The sequence below is a fragment of the Yoonia maritima genome, assembly GCF_043641945.1.
Taxonomy (GTDB): Bacteria; Pseudomonadota; Alphaproteobacteria; order Rhodobacterales; family Rhodobacteraceae; genus Yoonia; species Yoonia maritima_B.
On sequence record NZ_JBHZRX010000005.1, the window covers coordinates 1 to 15,807 of the forward strand.

A 15,807-nucleotide genomic window follows, 5' to 3' on the forward strand; every position below is an offset into this window, starting at 1 on the left:
TCACCCAACACCCGCAACCCCTTTTTCAAAAAATCATAAAGTTTTTGAGACATTCATTTTTAATCAAACAAATTCAATAGCTTACAAACCACACCACAAGCCAATCCCAACACCAACCGCCCAATCCTTACGCAATTCATAAACGCAAAACACCACATCTAGACTTATCCACACAAACACCCACAACAAACACTGGAATCACACCAATCCAAAGCAAACAAAACACCCAAAGAATCAAAAAACCCGGCAAAATGCCGGGCTTTTTGATTCTTAAGCGACTGAACAGCCTTCAGAGAAAACGCTGCTCCTCTAAGAGGTCAGGAAGATCGTTCTCGTACAGCACAACGTCCTTAGCTTGGATATCTGCATCAATCTTCGCGCGCGCCTCGTAAAAGGATGCGACTTCGATCACTTTGACCTGCCCCCTATCAAGGCCATCCGCAAAGCTACGGATCCGGCTTGGGTTCACTACATACACTGTGTCGCAGAAATCATTGCAGGTCTGGGCAAGCCGGGCGTGAACCGCGTCATGCTCTAACCCCAGTTCAGCGACACCGGGCGTCACAAGGATCGCGCGACCGCCACGTTCTTTTGCAAGATCATGCATCGTGGCGACGGCAGACTTAAAGCCCAGCTCATTCGCGTTATACGCGTCATCAAGGATCAGAGGCTCACCGGGGTTCTCGACTTTTTGCAAACGGTGCGGGATTTGCGAGACTGTCTTGGTAAAGAACGGCAGGTCGTCGACGAGCGCAGGATCAACATGCAACGTCAAGACAACGGCCAGCGCGGCGTTCATCACGTTATGATCACCTAGCAATGGCAGATCAAAGCTAACATCAGCATGCGATCCATCAACCCAGTGCAAGCCAATCGTCCAGCCACCACCTGCAGCCGTTTGCGCATTCACGATCACGTCTGCATCTTGCGCACCGACCGAAATGACCTGCTTACCGTATTGTTCTTTTAGTTTTGCAAACGGCTCATGGCGCAACACATCGACATTGATGATGGCAGTGCCGTTGTTACTACACACATATTCTACCAGTTCTGACTTTGCCCGCGCGATTGCTTCGATGCTGCCAAAGCGTTCCGTGTGTGCGTCGCCCACTGCGGTCACGATACCAAGGGTCGGCTGTGCAAAATCGCAAAGCCGCTTGATCGAACCTTCACCATATGCGCCCATCTCGGCGATGAAATATTTGTGCGACCATTGCAGGCGCTGGCGGATATGGCGGGTCAGCCCCAGCACAGTATTAATACTGCCCCGGCTATAGAATACGGGCGCTGATCCTTCGAGGATCTCTGCAAGGATGTGTTTGACGGTCGTCTTACCAAAGCTGCCGGTAATCCCGATCCGTTGTGGATCCATGCGTGCCAGCTTTTCGCGGGCCTCTACTATATACTTGTCGTTGATGCGTTGCTGGAACGGTGCAAGCACCTGATTGGCTGCGATCAAGGCAAAGGGGGCTAGCTGAATGGTGATGATCGCGAAGATCAGCCAGTAAAAGCTGATTAAGAACGGCAAAACCAAAAATGCTGCTGCAAGCAGATAGATCCGGCGTGCGCGTTCGGTCATCGCAAGCGGCTTTTTAAAGCGGTACCGTTTCTCGTCCCAGATAATCGCGCCGAGTGTCGCCGCAAGGATCAACAGCACAACGGCGCTTGGACCTGTCATCAACATGATCACCAGCGCGATCAAAATGGCAGCACTTGCACGCACATCATACAGGCGTACCGATTGCAGTGCGCCGACATAGCGGGCACCGTCGTATTCCTCTTGCTGGAAGTACGCGAGCAGCGTGCGCAGCCGCGTTTGCAGCAAATAGCCAAGCGCACCCATGACGATCAGTTTAGCGAGAATAATCATGTGCGGGCCTCGGTCAGGATATCTTTGATCACGTTTGCAATCTGGTGCCGTCCGCGTGTCAGAACAGACAGGTGGTCGAATTCAGGACACTCTATATAAGTAGAGTTCGGGATATGAGCGTGCAGCACCCTGCCTTCAGCTGGCGGGGTGGCCGTATCCTTTGATCCGTAAATCAAATGCGTCGGCGCGATGATACGCCCCACATCGTTTGTCTGATCTTCCTTAACCGTCTGGATAAAGATGTCGCGCATCCCAATCTCGCGACTATGGACATAATCGGCACTGCCGTATTTCTTTTCTAGGTCGATGATCTCGTAGTCATCTGTCGCGCGGGCCTTTTTGCGTTTGAACAAGAAGCTACGCCATTGACCGCGAAGCTGTTGCCAAAGAGAGCGAGGAAGTTTCACCCCTGCCCCCGCAACAATCACCATCTGTGCAATCGGGCTTTGCTGTTGCGCAGCTAATCGCAGTCCGACACGACCACCAAAGCTGTGGCCGACCCAGATACACGGCTTATCGCCAATCTTTTCAGCCATAACTGTACGCATGTAGTCGGCATAGTCATTCGTATCCCACGCATCATCTGGGCGGGGTGTATCGCCAAAGCCGGGCAAATCAAAAAGAATGCAGCGCGCCTGCCCTGCAATCAATTCCGCCACGGGCAGAAAATCTGCATGGGTTCGCCCCCAACCGTGGGCAAAGACAACAACTGGTCCATCTGGTTGCCCCAGCTCGACGCTCGCGATTGGCTTCATCCGCATTCACCTTTTTATCTATTGGCACCACCTGCTGTGGCGCTTGCCTGCCCTTGGACGTATAACTATCACTGAGGCAAACGATATTCTAGGACAGTACAACGTGACCAAGCTAAATATAGCAGTTGTCTTTGGCGGACCAACCCAAGAACACGACGTGAGCGTTGTCAGCGCCCAGCAGTTGATGGATGCCGCCGATCTACGCAAGCTCAACATCATCCCGATTTATCTAGATTTCGAAGGGCGCTTTATGCATGGCGCACGCCTGCGTGATCTTGGCGCGTTTCGGCCCCGCCCCGGTGGACTAAAGCAAGTGACGTTTGCATGGGGCGACAATGGCCCTTGTATTAATGCCGCTGACGGCAGTTGGTCTAAGAATATTGACTGCGTACTACCGGTGTTCCATGGGCCCTACGGCGAAGACGGCCGCATCCAAGGGATGATGGAATTGCTTGGCATTCCAGTCACCGGGTTTAACGCCACGAATTCTGCCATCGCGATGCGCAAAGACGCGACAAAGGCGATTGTCAAAACAGTTGGCGTGAATGTGGTTGATCACGTGGTGGCAAACCATGCGACCCTGCAAAACCCCAAAGCCTTTGCACAAAAGGTCGCCCAGCAAATTGGTTACCCGGCAATTGTGAAACCTGCCAACCTTGGGTCCAGCATCGGGGTCGGCATCGCGACTGACGACGAAACCTTGATCGCGCTTAGCCAAGCGGTGCTGCGCCAAGACGGATTTGCGTTGATCGAACCGAAGGTTCAAAATCTGGTCGAATACAACGTCGCGCTAACATATCGCGACGGTCAGATTTGCCATTCTGCGATCGAACGCCCCAAATCTTCCGCTGACTTACTGGACTTTAAAGAGAAGTATTTGGCCTCTGGCGACGGCGGTCCACCCAAGAAGGGCGGCAAACTGGGGAATTCCCCTGTGCCATCACAAGGGATGCTTTCGCTAACCCGCGACATCAACCCGGACATCCCCCAAGGGTTGAAGGCGCGCATTTACGAATACGCATCAGCTGCATTTTCGGTGCTCGGGCTACGCGGTGCGCCACGCATCGACTTTATGGTCGATAGCGAAACCGGTGAACTGTGGTTCAACGAGATCAACCCGATCCCCGGATCATATGGGTTCTTCCTTTGGGAAGCCGCCGATCCGCCACTCCTGTTTTCAGAACTGATCCAGCATTTGGTGGAAGAGGCGATTGGCGACAGCTTAAAAACCTTTGACGATCCGGTACCGCAAGGGGCACATCTACTTCCCCGCTAGGTCGAAATAGTGAAACCCATCATGAAAGGTGTCGCCGTCAAAGGTCGACACCTTTTTTCGATTCCCTGCGGCCACACACGACACATGCACCCAGCCATATTCGCCACAACGCGGGTCGAACTTTTCAAGGATCAGTTCATCGAAATCCGTGTTGTCGATGAGCCAAAGCGCCAGCGTGTCATTCGCAATACCGCCCATCATGATATCAGCCGCCTCGCCTCTCAAATGCTGCGAATCCGGCAATCCACCGATTTCAGCATTCAAACGGAGGCAACGATATCCACTTGTGATAAACAACGGGAGATCGAAGTGGGTAATCGCCGGCTGCAAAACCTGCTGGCAAAGTCGGGTTAGGTTTTCAACCACGCCCACGTCTTGCGGCAAGTTATAGATGCCCTGCTCTGCCGCTGTATCGCTTTGGCACAGGGTGAATAGATCCAAATCCGTAGAAAGCATCGGATTAAGCGGGTTTGTTTTATACATCACGGTTGCCCCGATTTACGGACGATATCACAAAGTGCGTCGAACTGATGCGCCAATGGGTTCGTTTTACGCCAGATCATCCCCACTGTTCGGCTGGGTTCTTTTCCGTTGAAGCGGTTTACGCAAACTGGCGCTGCCCGTCCTTCGACAGCAATTGCCATTTCAGGGATCAACGTCACCCCAATCCCTGCCCCGACCATCTGCACCAGCGTCGACAGCGAACTGCCGTCCAACCCTTCACGCGGGACAGCGGTCTGTATGTTGCAGAACGAAAGTGCCTGATCGCGAAAACAGTGGCCCTCTTCCAGCAAAAGTAACCTCATGGCCCGTAATGCGTCAGGGCTTGGCACGGGCAATTCTGATTGTGATTCATGCCGGACTAAAACCATGCTTTCATCAAACAATGGAACTTCGGTCATCCACGGTTCCGACACTGGCAAGGCAACAATCGCCAGATCGATCTGTCCGTCAGCAAGTTCATCAATTAGTCGCGGCGTCACGGTTTCCCGGATATGCACGTCGAGTTCCGGATGCGCTTCATCCAGATGGCTTATCAGCTTGGGCAGAAGGTATGGCGCAATCGTTGGAATCACCCCGATACGCAAACGCCCGTATAACCCACCATGGGCAGCCCGCGCCATTTCGCCCAATTCGTCAACCGATTGAAGGATTGAACGCGCACGTTCAGCAAAGCTTTCGCCAAATGATGTCAGGCGTACATGCCTTGGGCTGCGCTCAAACAGTGGTGTTCCAAGGCTTTCTTCTAGCTCTTTAATCTGAACAGACAAAGCAGGTTGAGAGATAGAACAAGCATCTGCTGCGCGGCCAAAATGACCGTGGCGGGCAAGTGCTTCGAAATAGCGCAGTTGTTTGAGCGTCAAATTCTTCATAAGTTGAAGTTATCGCAACAATTAAAAAATGCAACTTAAACTAATTCTAAAACTATGGTAATTGACGTCCGTGCGGTGGGGGAGGCCCCGGTCGCGACAGCTTAGCTAATATAAATAGACCCAGCCAGGATCGGAGAAAAAGATGGACGGAGACAACGTCGGGAAATGCCCCGTTGCACACGGAGGTGCAGTGCACACTACATTCGCAGGGCGGTCAAACCGTGACTGGTGGCCAAACCAGCTAAACCTGCGCATTCTGCACCAGAACACACCAGCATCTGATCCGCTTGGCGCGGATTTTGATTATGCGGAAGAGTTCAAAAAACTAGACCTCGAAGCACTCAAGGCCGATTTGACGGCCCTGATGACAGACAGCCAAGATTGGTGGCCTGCTGACTATGGTCACTATGGTCCGTTCTTTATTCGTATGGCTTGGCACAGTGCCGGTACATACCGTACGGCGGATGGCCGCGGTGGCTCGCGTTCAGGTACACAGCGTTTTGCGCCACTGAACAGCTGGCCAGATAACGGCAACCTCGACAAGGCACGCCGCCTGTTGTGGCCAATCAAACAAAAGTACGGCAACCAGATTTCTTGGGCCGACTTGATGATCCTGACCGGTAACATCGCGCTCGAATCTATGGGTTTCAAAACCTTTGGTTTCGCTGGCGGCCGCGAAGACATCTGGGAACCAGAAGAAGACATCTATTGGGGTGGCGAAGCTGAATGGCTGGCGACTTCCGATAAAGAAGGCAGCCGCTATTCTGGTGAGCGTGAACTGGAAAACCCGCTAGCTGCGGTTCAGATGGGTCTGATCTACGTCAACCCAGAAGGCCCAGACGGCAACCCTGATCCACTGGCATCTGGTCGTGATGTACGTGACACCTTTGCACGTATGGCGATGAACGACGAAGAAACTGTTGCGCTGGTTGCGGGTGGTCACACATTCGGTAAGGCACATGGTGCGGGCGACCCAGCACTTGTTGGTCCTGAGCCAGAAGCGGCACCAATGGAAGCGATGGGCTTTGGTTGGGCAAACGCATTCGAAAGCGGCAAGGGTGTTCACACCACGACAAGCGGCATCGAAGGCGCATGGAGCCCAACGCCGATCAAGTGGGACATGACATTCCTTGAAACTCTGCTGAACAACGACTGGGAGCTTACGAAATCCCCAGCCGGTGCGCACCAGTGGAAACCTGCGAACGGTGCAATGGCTGATGCCGTGCCAGATGCGCACGACGGATCACGCCACGCGCCGATGATGACAACAGCAGATATGTCGCTGAAGCTCGACCCGATCTATGCACCAATTTCCAAGCGCTTCTTGGAAAACCCTGCAGAGTTCGCAGACGCGTTTGCACGTGCTTGGTTCAAACTGACACACCGCGACATGGGTCCAAAGTCACTGTACCTTGGTGCTGACGTTCCCCAAGAAGATCTGCTGTGGCAGGATCCAATCCCTGCTATTGATCACGACCTGATCGACGACGCCGACATCGCAAAGCTGAAAGCTGACTTGCTTAGCTCTGGCCTGACAATCTCGGAACTCGTTTCGACAGCTTGGGCGTCTGCATCTACATTCCGTGGTTCAGACAACCGTGGTGGTGCAAACGGTGCGCGTATTCGCTTGGCTCCTGCAAAAGACTGGGAAGCAAACGAACCAGCAAAGCTGGCCAAAGTTCTCGCTAAACTGGAAAGCATCCAAAGCGCGTTCAACGCTGCACAGTCCGGCGGCAAGAAAGTATCGATTGCTGACTTGATCGTTCTGGGCGGCAGCGCTGCTGTTGAACAAGCTGCGAAAAATGCGGGCCACAATGTGACTGTACCGTTCACACCGGGTCGCACAGATGCATCGCAAGAAGACACCGATGTCGAAAGCTATGACGTGCTAGAGCCGCTTGCAGATGGTTTCCGTAACTACCTGCAAAAAGACTTTACCGTTCCGGCTGAAAAGCTGCTGGTAGACCGTGCTCAGCTTCTGACGCTTTCCGCGCCAGAAATGACCGTTCTGGTTGGTGGCCTGCGCGTACTTGGCGCCAATGTCGGCGATAGCAAAAGCGGCGTCTTCACAGACAAAACTGATGCGCTGACCAACGACTTCTTCGTGAACATTCTGGACATCAAGACCGAATGGAAACCAGTCGAAGGTGACGCGAACCTGTTCGAAGGTCGTGATCGGACAACTGGCGAAGTCTTTGGCACTGGCACACGTGCTGACCTCGTGTTTGGTTCCAACTCGCAGCTGCGCGCAATCGCAGAAGTTTACGCGCAAGACGACGCAAAAGCGACGTTCGCGGACAACTTCGTTGCTGCATGGACCAAGGTGATGGAACTTGATCGCTTTGATCTAAAGTAATCAACAACATGTAAGAAACGAAAAGGGCGCGACCAGCAATGGCCGCGCCCTTTTTCCATTGGTCCAGTGCCGGTTTATTCTGCCGGCATTGGCGCCGCGTTCCCGGCAAAGCGTGCCGCGCGGCGTTCGCCCAGCATCAACATCGCAGGTGTCACCAGCAACGTCAGGATGGTCGCAAAAACCAACCCACCCGCAATCGCGCTAGACAGTTCGGTCCACCATTGGCTGGACGGCGCGCCATAGACGATTTCGCGGGTGAAGAAGTTGATGTTCAGCCCAATCACCATCGGCATCAGACCCAATGCAGTCGTCACCGAAGTCAGTACAACAGGGCGCAAACGCTGCGCACCTGTGCGCAAAGCAGCCTCTAGCGAAGAAAGCCCCTCTTGCTTGAACTCGTTGAACGCGTCGATCAACACGATGTTGTTGTTCACAACAATCCCCGCCAACGCGATCACACCGATCCCGCCCATTACAACACCGAACGGACGCCCGGTGATCATGAGGCCCAGCAACACGCCAGCAATCGAGAAGATGATCGCCGACATGACGATGAACGCCTGCCAAAAGCTGTTGAACTGCGTCAGCAAGATCACAAACATCAGGCCAATCGCGGAAACAAATGCCCCCATCAAGAAGATCATGGATGATGCCTGATCCTCTGCTTCACCGCCGAACTTCACCTCGATACCAGCAGGCAGCCCTAAACGATCAAGCGACCCTTCCAAGGCAACCGTTTGGTCGTTCGCCAGAACACCCGGCGCTACATCAGCCGAAATCGAAACAACGCGTTCTTGATCAATGCGCGTGATAATCCCGCTGCGTGGTGCCGGGATGAACGACACAAAGTTCGAAATCGGAACGAGGCCCGACGCAGTCGGAACGCGCAGTGATTCCAGCTCTGCAAGCGTCCGGTCAACCGCTGGGAAGCGTACGACGATGTCGACTTCTTCGTCGGTATCGTCAGGACGGTAATCTGCCACTGTAATCCCGCGCGTCAAAAGCTGAACCGCTTGCCCAAGCAGGGCAACGTCAGCACCGCTGCGTGCAGCCTCTGACCGGTCAACGCTGATCTGCCATTCCACACCCGGACTTGGGCGACTGTCGACAACGTCGATGAACCCGCCCATGCGCTCCATTTCATCCAAGATGATTTGAACGCTGGCTTCTTGATCGGCAGTGTTATTGCCACGGATTTCAAGGTTAATCGGCTTGCCACCACCCGGCCCACCAGAGTCGGTTTGGACCTGAATATCGATACCCGGAATCTGCGCCATATCCGCACGAATGTCTTCGGCGATCAAAGCTACCGGACGGCGTGTATCCCATTCGGTTAGTTCCAGCTGGATTGATCCGATCACGTCGCCAGTGCTGCTGGACGAACCTGAGCGCGAATAAATGCTTGCAATTTCATCATAGGTTTCGAGCTTTGCTTCAACCTGACGAACCAAGGCATCTTGTTCGTAGACAGAAAAGTTATCTTTGGCGCGCACTTCGACCTGTGCATAGTCAGGTTCAACCGATGGAAAGAACGTCAGCCCGTTCCCAAAGGTACCGTAAGCAACAAACGAACCGACCAGCGCCATAATCGCAAAGCTAAGAGTAGTCCAAGGGCGCAACAGCGACCATTCAAGAACACGCACATAGCCGCCCATAAAGCCGGTCATTTTGCGTGGATCGCCACGTTCAGCCGCATACATCTGCGCCTGCGCCTTTGCCGACTGTGGCTGCCGTTTGCCGATCAGACCACCCATGACTGGGATAAACACCAGCGCCATGAATAGTGACGCGGCCAATGTGCAGATCACAGTAATTGGCAGGAACTTCATGAACTGGCCAACAATGTCTTTCCAGAACAACAGCGGCAAGAACACACAAAGGGTTGTCGCAGTGGACGCAATAATAGGCCACGCCATCCGCTTGGCGGCCTCTGCATAGGCGACCTTTGGTGATCGCCCTTCGTGAAGGTAGCGGTCAGCCAGCTCAACGGTCACAATCGCGCCGTCCACAAGCATCCCAACCACAAGGATCAACGAAAAGAGCACAACGATGTTCATCGTGTAACCCATGATAAACAAAGCAGCGACACCCGTCAGGAACGCACCCGGAATAGCAAGACCAACCAGAATGGAAGACCGGAAACCAAGCGCGTAAACTACCACAACCATCACTAGGAAGATCGCTGCGATCACGTTCGCCTCTAGATCTGAAAGCATCGAAACCACGGTTTCGCTTTCATCCAGTGTATAGCGGATATGAACGCTTTCAGGCCAAGCTTCGCTTGATTTAGTTACGACTTCACGAACAGCAGCAACTGTTTCAATGATGTTCGCGCCTGCACGTTTCTTGATTTCCAGCGCCAGTGCGGGCTGTCCATCGATCCGAGCGAAACCTGTCGGATCCACGAAAGTACGGCGGATCGTAGCAACATCACCAAAGGTAACGACGGTTTGGTCGCGGACCATGATCGGCAGTTCCATCACGTCCTCTAGGTCTTCGATAAGACCGGGTACCTTTAGAACTAGTCGTCCCGCTTCGCTTTCGATCGCACCCGCGGCAATCAACTGGTTGTTGCGTGTTATCGAACCAATCAATTCGTCGAACGAAATATTGTAAGTTTCAAACACAGTTGGGTCGATCAGCACCTCAAGCAGTTCGGTACGCTTACCGCCCACATCCACTTCGAGAACACCGCTCAGCGCCTCAATATCGTCTTTGAGGTCTTCGGTGATGGTGTTCAACGTCCGCTCTGGCACGGGGCCAGATAGGATCACCGTCAAAATCGGGAACAGCGCCGTATTGATTTCGGTGACGGTGACGTTAGCATCTTGGGGTAGCTCGTTCTCGGCCTTGTCGGCGGCCTCGCGCACGCGATCCAGCGCTTCGTCAGAATCGAAACCAGGTTCAAATTCCAGCTGAACACTAGCGTGCCCTTCGCTGGCAGTACCTGTCATCGACTTTAGGCCCGTCAGCGATGCGAACTCGACCTCCATCGGGCCAACAAGAACATCTTCTGAATCCTCTGGCGAAATGCCGTCTAGGCTTGTTGATACATAGACAATCGGGATCGGAACTTCTGGGTTACTTTCTTTGGGGATGGCAGAATATGAAACCGCACCCACTAAAAGCAAGAAAACCAAGACAAGCTGAACAACTTTGCTGCGTTTAAATGCAGCGTCAATTATGGCGTTCATTGTGATGCATCCGCTGTTTGATCGGCGACAGGTGGCCGTGGGTTAACAACGTCGCCTGCGTTCACGAAGCCTTGGCCAACGGTAATGATGTCAACCTCGTCAGGCAGACCAGTGACCCAAATGCCATCGGGCTGCGCGCGCACGATAGACACCTCACTAAATGCAACAACATCACCCTCGGCGACGGTTTTCACCCCAAGATCACCATTCGCGCCAAGCGACAAAATCGCTGGCGAGATAAAGTGACCACGCGCCTGCCCAGTTGGGATTTCGATCCGTGCGCTTAGGCCAGCTGGCATTTCGCTGTTGGGGTTATCTACTGAAACCTCGACACGGAAGGTCCGGGTCTGGGCATCAGCGTTACTTCCAATAAAGCCGATCACACCTGTACGTTCTTCGCCAGTGATGAATGACACTTTGGCTGTATCGCCTTTATGCAACCGCGAAAGCGCCTGCTGCGGGACCTGAACAACAACGGTCAGCGGGTCGTTATCCAAAACTTCGGCGACTGCATCGCCGTTATTGACGAATTCACCGACATCAAGCGTCATATCGTTCAAACGGCCCGGGAAAGGTGCCGTGATAATTGTGTTTTCCAACTGCTCTTTTGCTGCGGTGACAGCCGCCTCTGCTGCGGCTTTGGTTGCGCGTGCCGCACTCACACGGTCGTCCGTCGCGATACCGCGATTTTGCAAAGCGATTGCGTTATCATAATCACGCGTTGCTTGCTCTAGTTGCGTTTCCGCCTGCAATAGCTGCGCTTCGATAGTTTCAGCGTCAATGCGCCCTATTTCTTGGCCCGTTGTCACCAAATCCCCGCGTTCGACAAGAACATCAACAATCTGGCCGCTGGTCTTCGCACGGATTTCAGTCGAACGATCCGGTGTCGACTGCCCTTCTGCGGTCAACACCAACTGCACATCTTGCGCCGCCGAAGGAAGCACGGCGACGGTGACGATGCTAGGCGCACTGTCATCGGCAACTTCTTCTTCAGGTTCTGTGGGCGCGAAATATCCGCTGCCCATCCAGCCAACCATGGCGAGCCCCATAAAGATGGCCACCCACTTTGACCGCCCCGCCCCTTTGTCGCCATCAAACGTAAGTTTGCCGGTCAAATCCGGAGCACCATCCTGAGACATGTCGTTCTTCCTTCGATATCAATAGAGCGTCGGGCGGACATAGTGCCACACCGCAATCCGCCCTTAGTTAGGGGCGAAGGTCTAAGGTTACCAGTGCGTCAGCCTAGAAAAACCCGGACATATCCGCAAATTGGCCACACAAACTAATCAATTGCCCATAAATGCGACATCTATGTCGCGCACCGCAAAACTTGGGGCACTAGATGAAGCGGATATTTGGCTTTTCAAAAAAGTGATATCACGACTTGTCATTTCTTCGCGCAACCTTCCTATTCTGCATAAATAGCGAGGCAACATGACTGAGAACTCTCTGGACCCTGAAGATTGGGATGCGTTCCGCGCAAGAGCGCACGCGATGTTGGACAAATCAATCGACAAGATGGCAAATGCCCGCGAAGGGCGTGTTTGGACGCCTGTACCAGATGATATTAAGTCCCCGTCATCAATTCCGGTGCAAGGCGACGCAACCAAAGTAGACACCCAGCTGGCCGACCTGTTGCCTTATGGAGTTGGCAATACGCACCCTCGCTTCTTTGGGTGGGTTCACGGATCAGGGACGCCATCAAACATCATGGCCGATATGGTCGCGGCTGCGATGAACGCGAATTTAGGCGGGCGTGACCACGGCGCAATTTACATCGAAAAACAGGTTGTGAACTGGTGCAAGAAGATGTTCGGCTTTCCAGCGACCGCAAGCGGGTTGGTCGTATCCGGGACATCCATCGCAACCTTGGTGGCCTTAAAGGCCGCCCGCGATCACATGAGCAACTTTGCCTCGCGCCAATCAGGTATCCTAGCTGGCAAGCTGGTCGGATATACATCGACCCAGACCCATTCTTGCGTTGCGCGGACCTTTGATATGCTTGGGCTAGGTACAGATGCGCTGCGCAGAATCCCGGTAAATGACGCGTTTGAAATAGACACCAATGCGCTGCAATCCGCGATCTCTGCTGACCGGGCTGCGGGTCTAACGCCTTTTGCCATCATCGGAACTGCGGGCGCGGTGAATGTCGGTGCGATTGACGATCTAGAGACGCTCGCCGACATTGCTCGGTCCGAAAAACTTTGGTTGCATGTCGATGGCGCATTTGGCGCGACCGCGATCTTAAGCGACAAAATCAAGCCACGCCTATCGGGCCTTACCCGCGCCGACAGCATCGCGTTTGATTTCCACAAATGGCTTCATGTGAATTACGACGCTGGGTTTGCGCTGATCCGAGACGAAGATGCGCATCGCCGCGCGTTTTCTGAACGGCCTGATTACCTGAAGGGCACTGATCGTGGTGTCGCTGCGGGAAACCCTTGGCCGACCGAATATGGGCCGGAACTGTCACGCGGGTTTCGTGCGCTCAAAATTTGGGCGCAGCTTGTGGAACATGGTACAGAAAAACTGGGGCAGTTGATCACGCAAAACTGTGATCAAGCGCAGTATTTGGCCGAACTCATCGACGCTGACCCAGTTTTGGAAACGCGTGCCCCCGTCGCGCTGAATATCTGTTGTTTTAGCTATGTCGCGTCAGGCACGAACCTGAGCCGTTTGAACGAAGAAATCGTGATCCAGCTACAGCTGCAGGGGATCGCTGTACCGTCAACGACGCAGATCCACGGGCAAACCGTGATCCGTGTGAATATCACAAATCACCGAACCACGCGTGCCGATCTGGACATCTTGGTCGACGCTGTGCGTAAGATAGGCGCGCAACTGGTCGAAGGGGGCGAATTTGCGACAGCTTAAGACGACTGCGGCGGCTATGGTCGCCAGCGCGCGCGCCAAAATCACGGAAATCGACACCGCCGATGCCATCGAGATGGTTGATGATCCGGAAGTCGTGTTCGTTGACCTGCGCGATGTACGTGAACGCCAGCGCAGCGGCGCGATCCCCGGCAGCTTTCACTGTCCGCGTGGCATGGTCGAATTCTGGGTCGATCCCGACAGCCCCTACATCAAAGACATCTTTGCCCAAGACAAACGTTTCGTCTTTCACTGTGCCTCTGGCTGGCGATCCGCGCTGACCGTCGCAACCCTGAACGAAATGGGGTTTGAGGCGTCACACCTGAAAGACGGGTTTACCGACTGGGTGGCCAAGGGCGGCCCAATCGAAAATTGCCCATGACCAAACCTGAAATCTGCCCGCTAGGCGTCGACGGCGTATTGGTACGTTTCGCGCGCACCTTAACAGACGAAGCCAACAGCCAAGCGCTCGCTTTTCGGACGCAAATTATGCATGCGGGACTGCCAGGCGTGACCGAGGTTGCCTCATCTTTGACCTCTGTCAGGGTCGGTTTTGATCCACAACGAACTAACCGTACCGAGATTACCCAGCACATCGTGGACCTTCTTGAACGCCCTGAAAAACAGGACAGTGGCCCCCGCCGTCTTTGGCGGATTCCCGTGGCCTTTGGCCCTGAGCTTGCGCCGCAAATGGCACAGGCTGCAAAACTGGCAGGCGTGACACAAGAACAAGCCGTCAAAGAAATCACATCGCAACGCGTGCGTGTGATCGCGCTCGGGTTCGCCCCCGGGCAGCCCTATCTGGGGATGCTGCCGCCACATTGGGACATACCGCGCCAAAGTGAACTGACCCCAAAAATGCCCAACGGTGCCTTGGTCGTCGCCGTGCGTCAGCTTATAATTTTCGCGGCGGACGCGCCGACAGGCTGGCGGCATATCGGGCAAACCGCATTTCGGGTCTATCAACCCGATGCCCCGGAACCTTTTGCATTCAACCCCGGCGACACCGTGGAATTTTGCGCCGTCGCGGACAGTGAATTAACCGCATTGCAAAACCGAACCGACACCAATGGCGGCGCCACCTGCAAGGTACTGCGCTGATGCCGACACTTACGATTCACAGCATCGGCCCCGGTGTCACCGTGCAAGATTTAGGACGTCCGGGGTGGACCGCCCAAGGTCTATCAACCGGCGGCGCAGCGGATCGGCTAGCGATACTTGAGGCCGCAGCGTTACTGGGAACACCGCCACAAGCAGGGTTAGAGATGATGGGCTTTGGTGGGGTGTTCAGCACGGACACCGACACCCGCATCGTCCTGACCGGGGCACACATGCAGGCAGCCATCGACGACAGCCCTGCCCCACATAACACAACTATCCTTCTACGGGCCGGACAACGGCTAAACATCGGCGGCGCCAAACACGGTACCTTCGGTTATCTGTCGTTCGTAGGTGGTATCCAGACCGATCCCGTGTTGGAAAGCAGGTCCACGCACCTAACAGCAGGCATCGGTGCAGTGCTACAAGCGGGCAACACGCTGCCACTTGGCACAGACAGTGACACCACGTCTGCGCCAATGCGGTTAACTACTGACGATCGGACCACTGGCGGCACGATCCGGGTGATGCCCGGCCCCCAGACCGCATTCTTTAGTGACGACACGAAAGCCAGCTTTGCGCAGACGACATTCGTTCGAAGCCCGCGCGGCAATCGGCAAGGGGTCCGACTTGATCACGATGGGGCTGGCTTTTCGTTAGATGGCGCGCTCAATATCACTTCCGACCTCATCGTGCCGGGCGACATTCAGATGACAGGCGAAGGGGTGCCGTATGTCTTGTTGTCAGAATGCCAAACGATTGGGGGCTATCCCCGCATAGGCACTGTGCTACCCGCCGATTTACCCAAACTCGCCCAAGCCGCCCCGGGAACAAAGCTGCGCTTTGCGTTCATCAGCCTTGCCGATGCCGACGCAACAGCCGTTTCAGACACGACATTGTTGGCGAACCTACGCAAAGATTGCCAGCCAATGATCCGTGACCCACATGACATTGTAGACTTGCTTAGCTATCAATTGATCAGCGGTGTTACCGCCGGGAACGACCCATAGGGAG

General features: G+C 54.4%; 12 protein-coding genes. 6 read left to right on the forward strand and 6 right to left on the reverse strand.

The window, feature by feature from the left end:
- Window positions 1-289: 289 nt before the first annotated feature.
- Complete coding sequence (locus tag ACHUEV_RS12115) at window positions 290-1,870, reverse strand: Mur ligase family protein (RefSeq protein ID WP_394180205.1); 1,581 nt, start codon at window positions 1,868-1,870, stop codon at window positions 290-292.
- Entirely contained in the window at window positions 1,867-2,625 is a 759-nt protein-coding gene (locus ACHUEV_RS12120) for an alpha/beta fold hydrolase (protein WP_394180207.1), read from the reverse strand. The genes ACHUEV_RS12115 and ACHUEV_RS12120 overlap by 4 nt, the downstream gene beginning before the upstream one ends.
- Before the next feature lie 157 nt (window positions 2,626-2,782).
- On the opposite strand from ACHUEV_RS12120, the gene ACHUEV_RS12125 reads away from it, so the two are divergent.
- Window positions 2,783-3,901 (forward strand): ATP-binding protein, encoded by a 1,119-nt coding sequence (locus ACHUEV_RS12125; protein WP_394180642.1) that lies wholly within the window; start codon window positions 2,783-2,785, stop codon window positions 3,899-3,901.
- Here ACHUEV_RS12125 and ACHUEV_RS12130 read toward each other — a convergent pair.
- Both ACHUEV_RS12130 and ACHUEV_RS12135 read right to left on the reverse strand, forming a co-directional pair.
- The gene (locus tag ACHUEV_RS12130; RefSeq protein WP_394180209.1) at window positions 3,887-4,384 is read right to left on the reverse strand and encodes a D-Ala-D-Ala carboxypeptidase family metallohydrolase; all 498 of its coding nucleotides are present in this window, start codon (window positions 4,382-4,384) and stop codon (window positions 3,887-3,889) included. The two genes, ACHUEV_RS12125 and ACHUEV_RS12130, sit on opposite strands and share 15 nt — an antisense overlap.
- The gene (locus ACHUEV_RS12135; protein ID WP_394180211.1) at window positions 4,384-5,274 is read right to left on the reverse strand and encodes a LysR substrate-binding domain-containing protein; all 891 of its coding nucleotides are present in this window, start codon (window positions 5,272-5,274) and stop codon (window positions 4,384-4,386) included. The genes ACHUEV_RS12130 and ACHUEV_RS12135 overlap by 1 nt, the downstream gene beginning before the upstream one ends.
- A 142-nt stretch (window positions 5,275-5,416) precedes the next feature.
- On the opposite strand from ACHUEV_RS12135, the gene katG reads away from it, so the two are divergent.
- Window positions 5,417-7,630: a catalase/peroxidase HPI gene (gene katG / locus ACHUEV_RS12140; protein ID WP_394180213.1), complete on the forward strand. Its 2,214-nt coding sequence runs from the start codon at window positions 5,417-5,419 to the stop codon at window positions 7,628-7,630.
- Window positions 7,631-7,704: 74 nt separating this feature from the next.
- Here the strand turns inward: katG and ACHUEV_RS12145 are convergent, their stop codons facing one another.
- Complete coding sequence (locus ACHUEV_RS12145) at window positions 7,705-10,824, reverse strand: efflux RND transporter permease subunit (RefSeq protein ID WP_394180215.1); 3,120 nt, start codon at window positions 10,822-10,824, stop codon at window positions 7,705-7,707.
- Window positions 10,821-11,963, reverse strand: a complete 1,143-nt coding sequence (locus tag ACHUEV_RS12150) for an efflux RND transporter periplasmic adaptor subunit (protein WP_394180217.1) — start codon at window positions 11,961-11,963, stop codon at window positions 10,821-10,823. The genes ACHUEV_RS12145 and ACHUEV_RS12150 overlap by 4 nt, the downstream gene beginning before the upstream one ends.
- 295 nt (window positions 11,964-12,258) lie before the next feature.
- Here ACHUEV_RS12150 and ACHUEV_RS12155 point away from each other — a divergent pair, with 295 nt between their 5' ends.
- The 4 genes from ACHUEV_RS12155 to ACHUEV_RS12170 are packed head-to-tail and all read left to right on the forward strand — an operon-like array spanning window position 12,259 to window position 15,803.
- Window positions 12,259-13,698 carry a pyridoxal phosphate-dependent decarboxylase family protein gene (locus ACHUEV_RS12155; RefSeq protein WP_394180219.1) on the forward strand — a complete coding sequence of 480 codons (1,440 nt, stop codon included), beginning with the start codon at window positions 12,259-12,261 and terminating at the stop codon, window positions 13,696-13,698.
- Entirely contained in the window at window positions 13,685-14,077 is a 393-nt protein-coding gene (locus ACHUEV_RS12160; RefSeq protein WP_394180221.1) for a rhodanese-like domain-containing protein, read from the forward strand. Before ACHUEV_RS12155 ends, ACHUEV_RS12160 begins: the two co-directional genes overlap by 14 nt.
- Entirely contained in the window at window positions 14,074-14,796 is a 723-nt protein-coding gene (locus ACHUEV_RS12165; protein WP_394180223.1) for a 5-oxoprolinase subunit B family protein, read from the forward strand. The genes ACHUEV_RS12160 and ACHUEV_RS12165 overlap by 4 nt, the downstream gene beginning before the upstream one ends.
- Window positions 14,796-15,803 (forward strand): 5-oxoprolinase subunit C family protein, encoded by a 1,008-nt coding sequence (locus ACHUEV_RS12170; protein WP_394180225.1) that lies wholly within the window; start codon window positions 14,796-14,798, stop codon window positions 15,801-15,803. The genes ACHUEV_RS12165 and ACHUEV_RS12170 overlap by 1 nt, the downstream gene beginning before the upstream one ends.
- The last annotated feature ends 4 nt before the right edge of the window (window positions 15,804-15,807 follow it).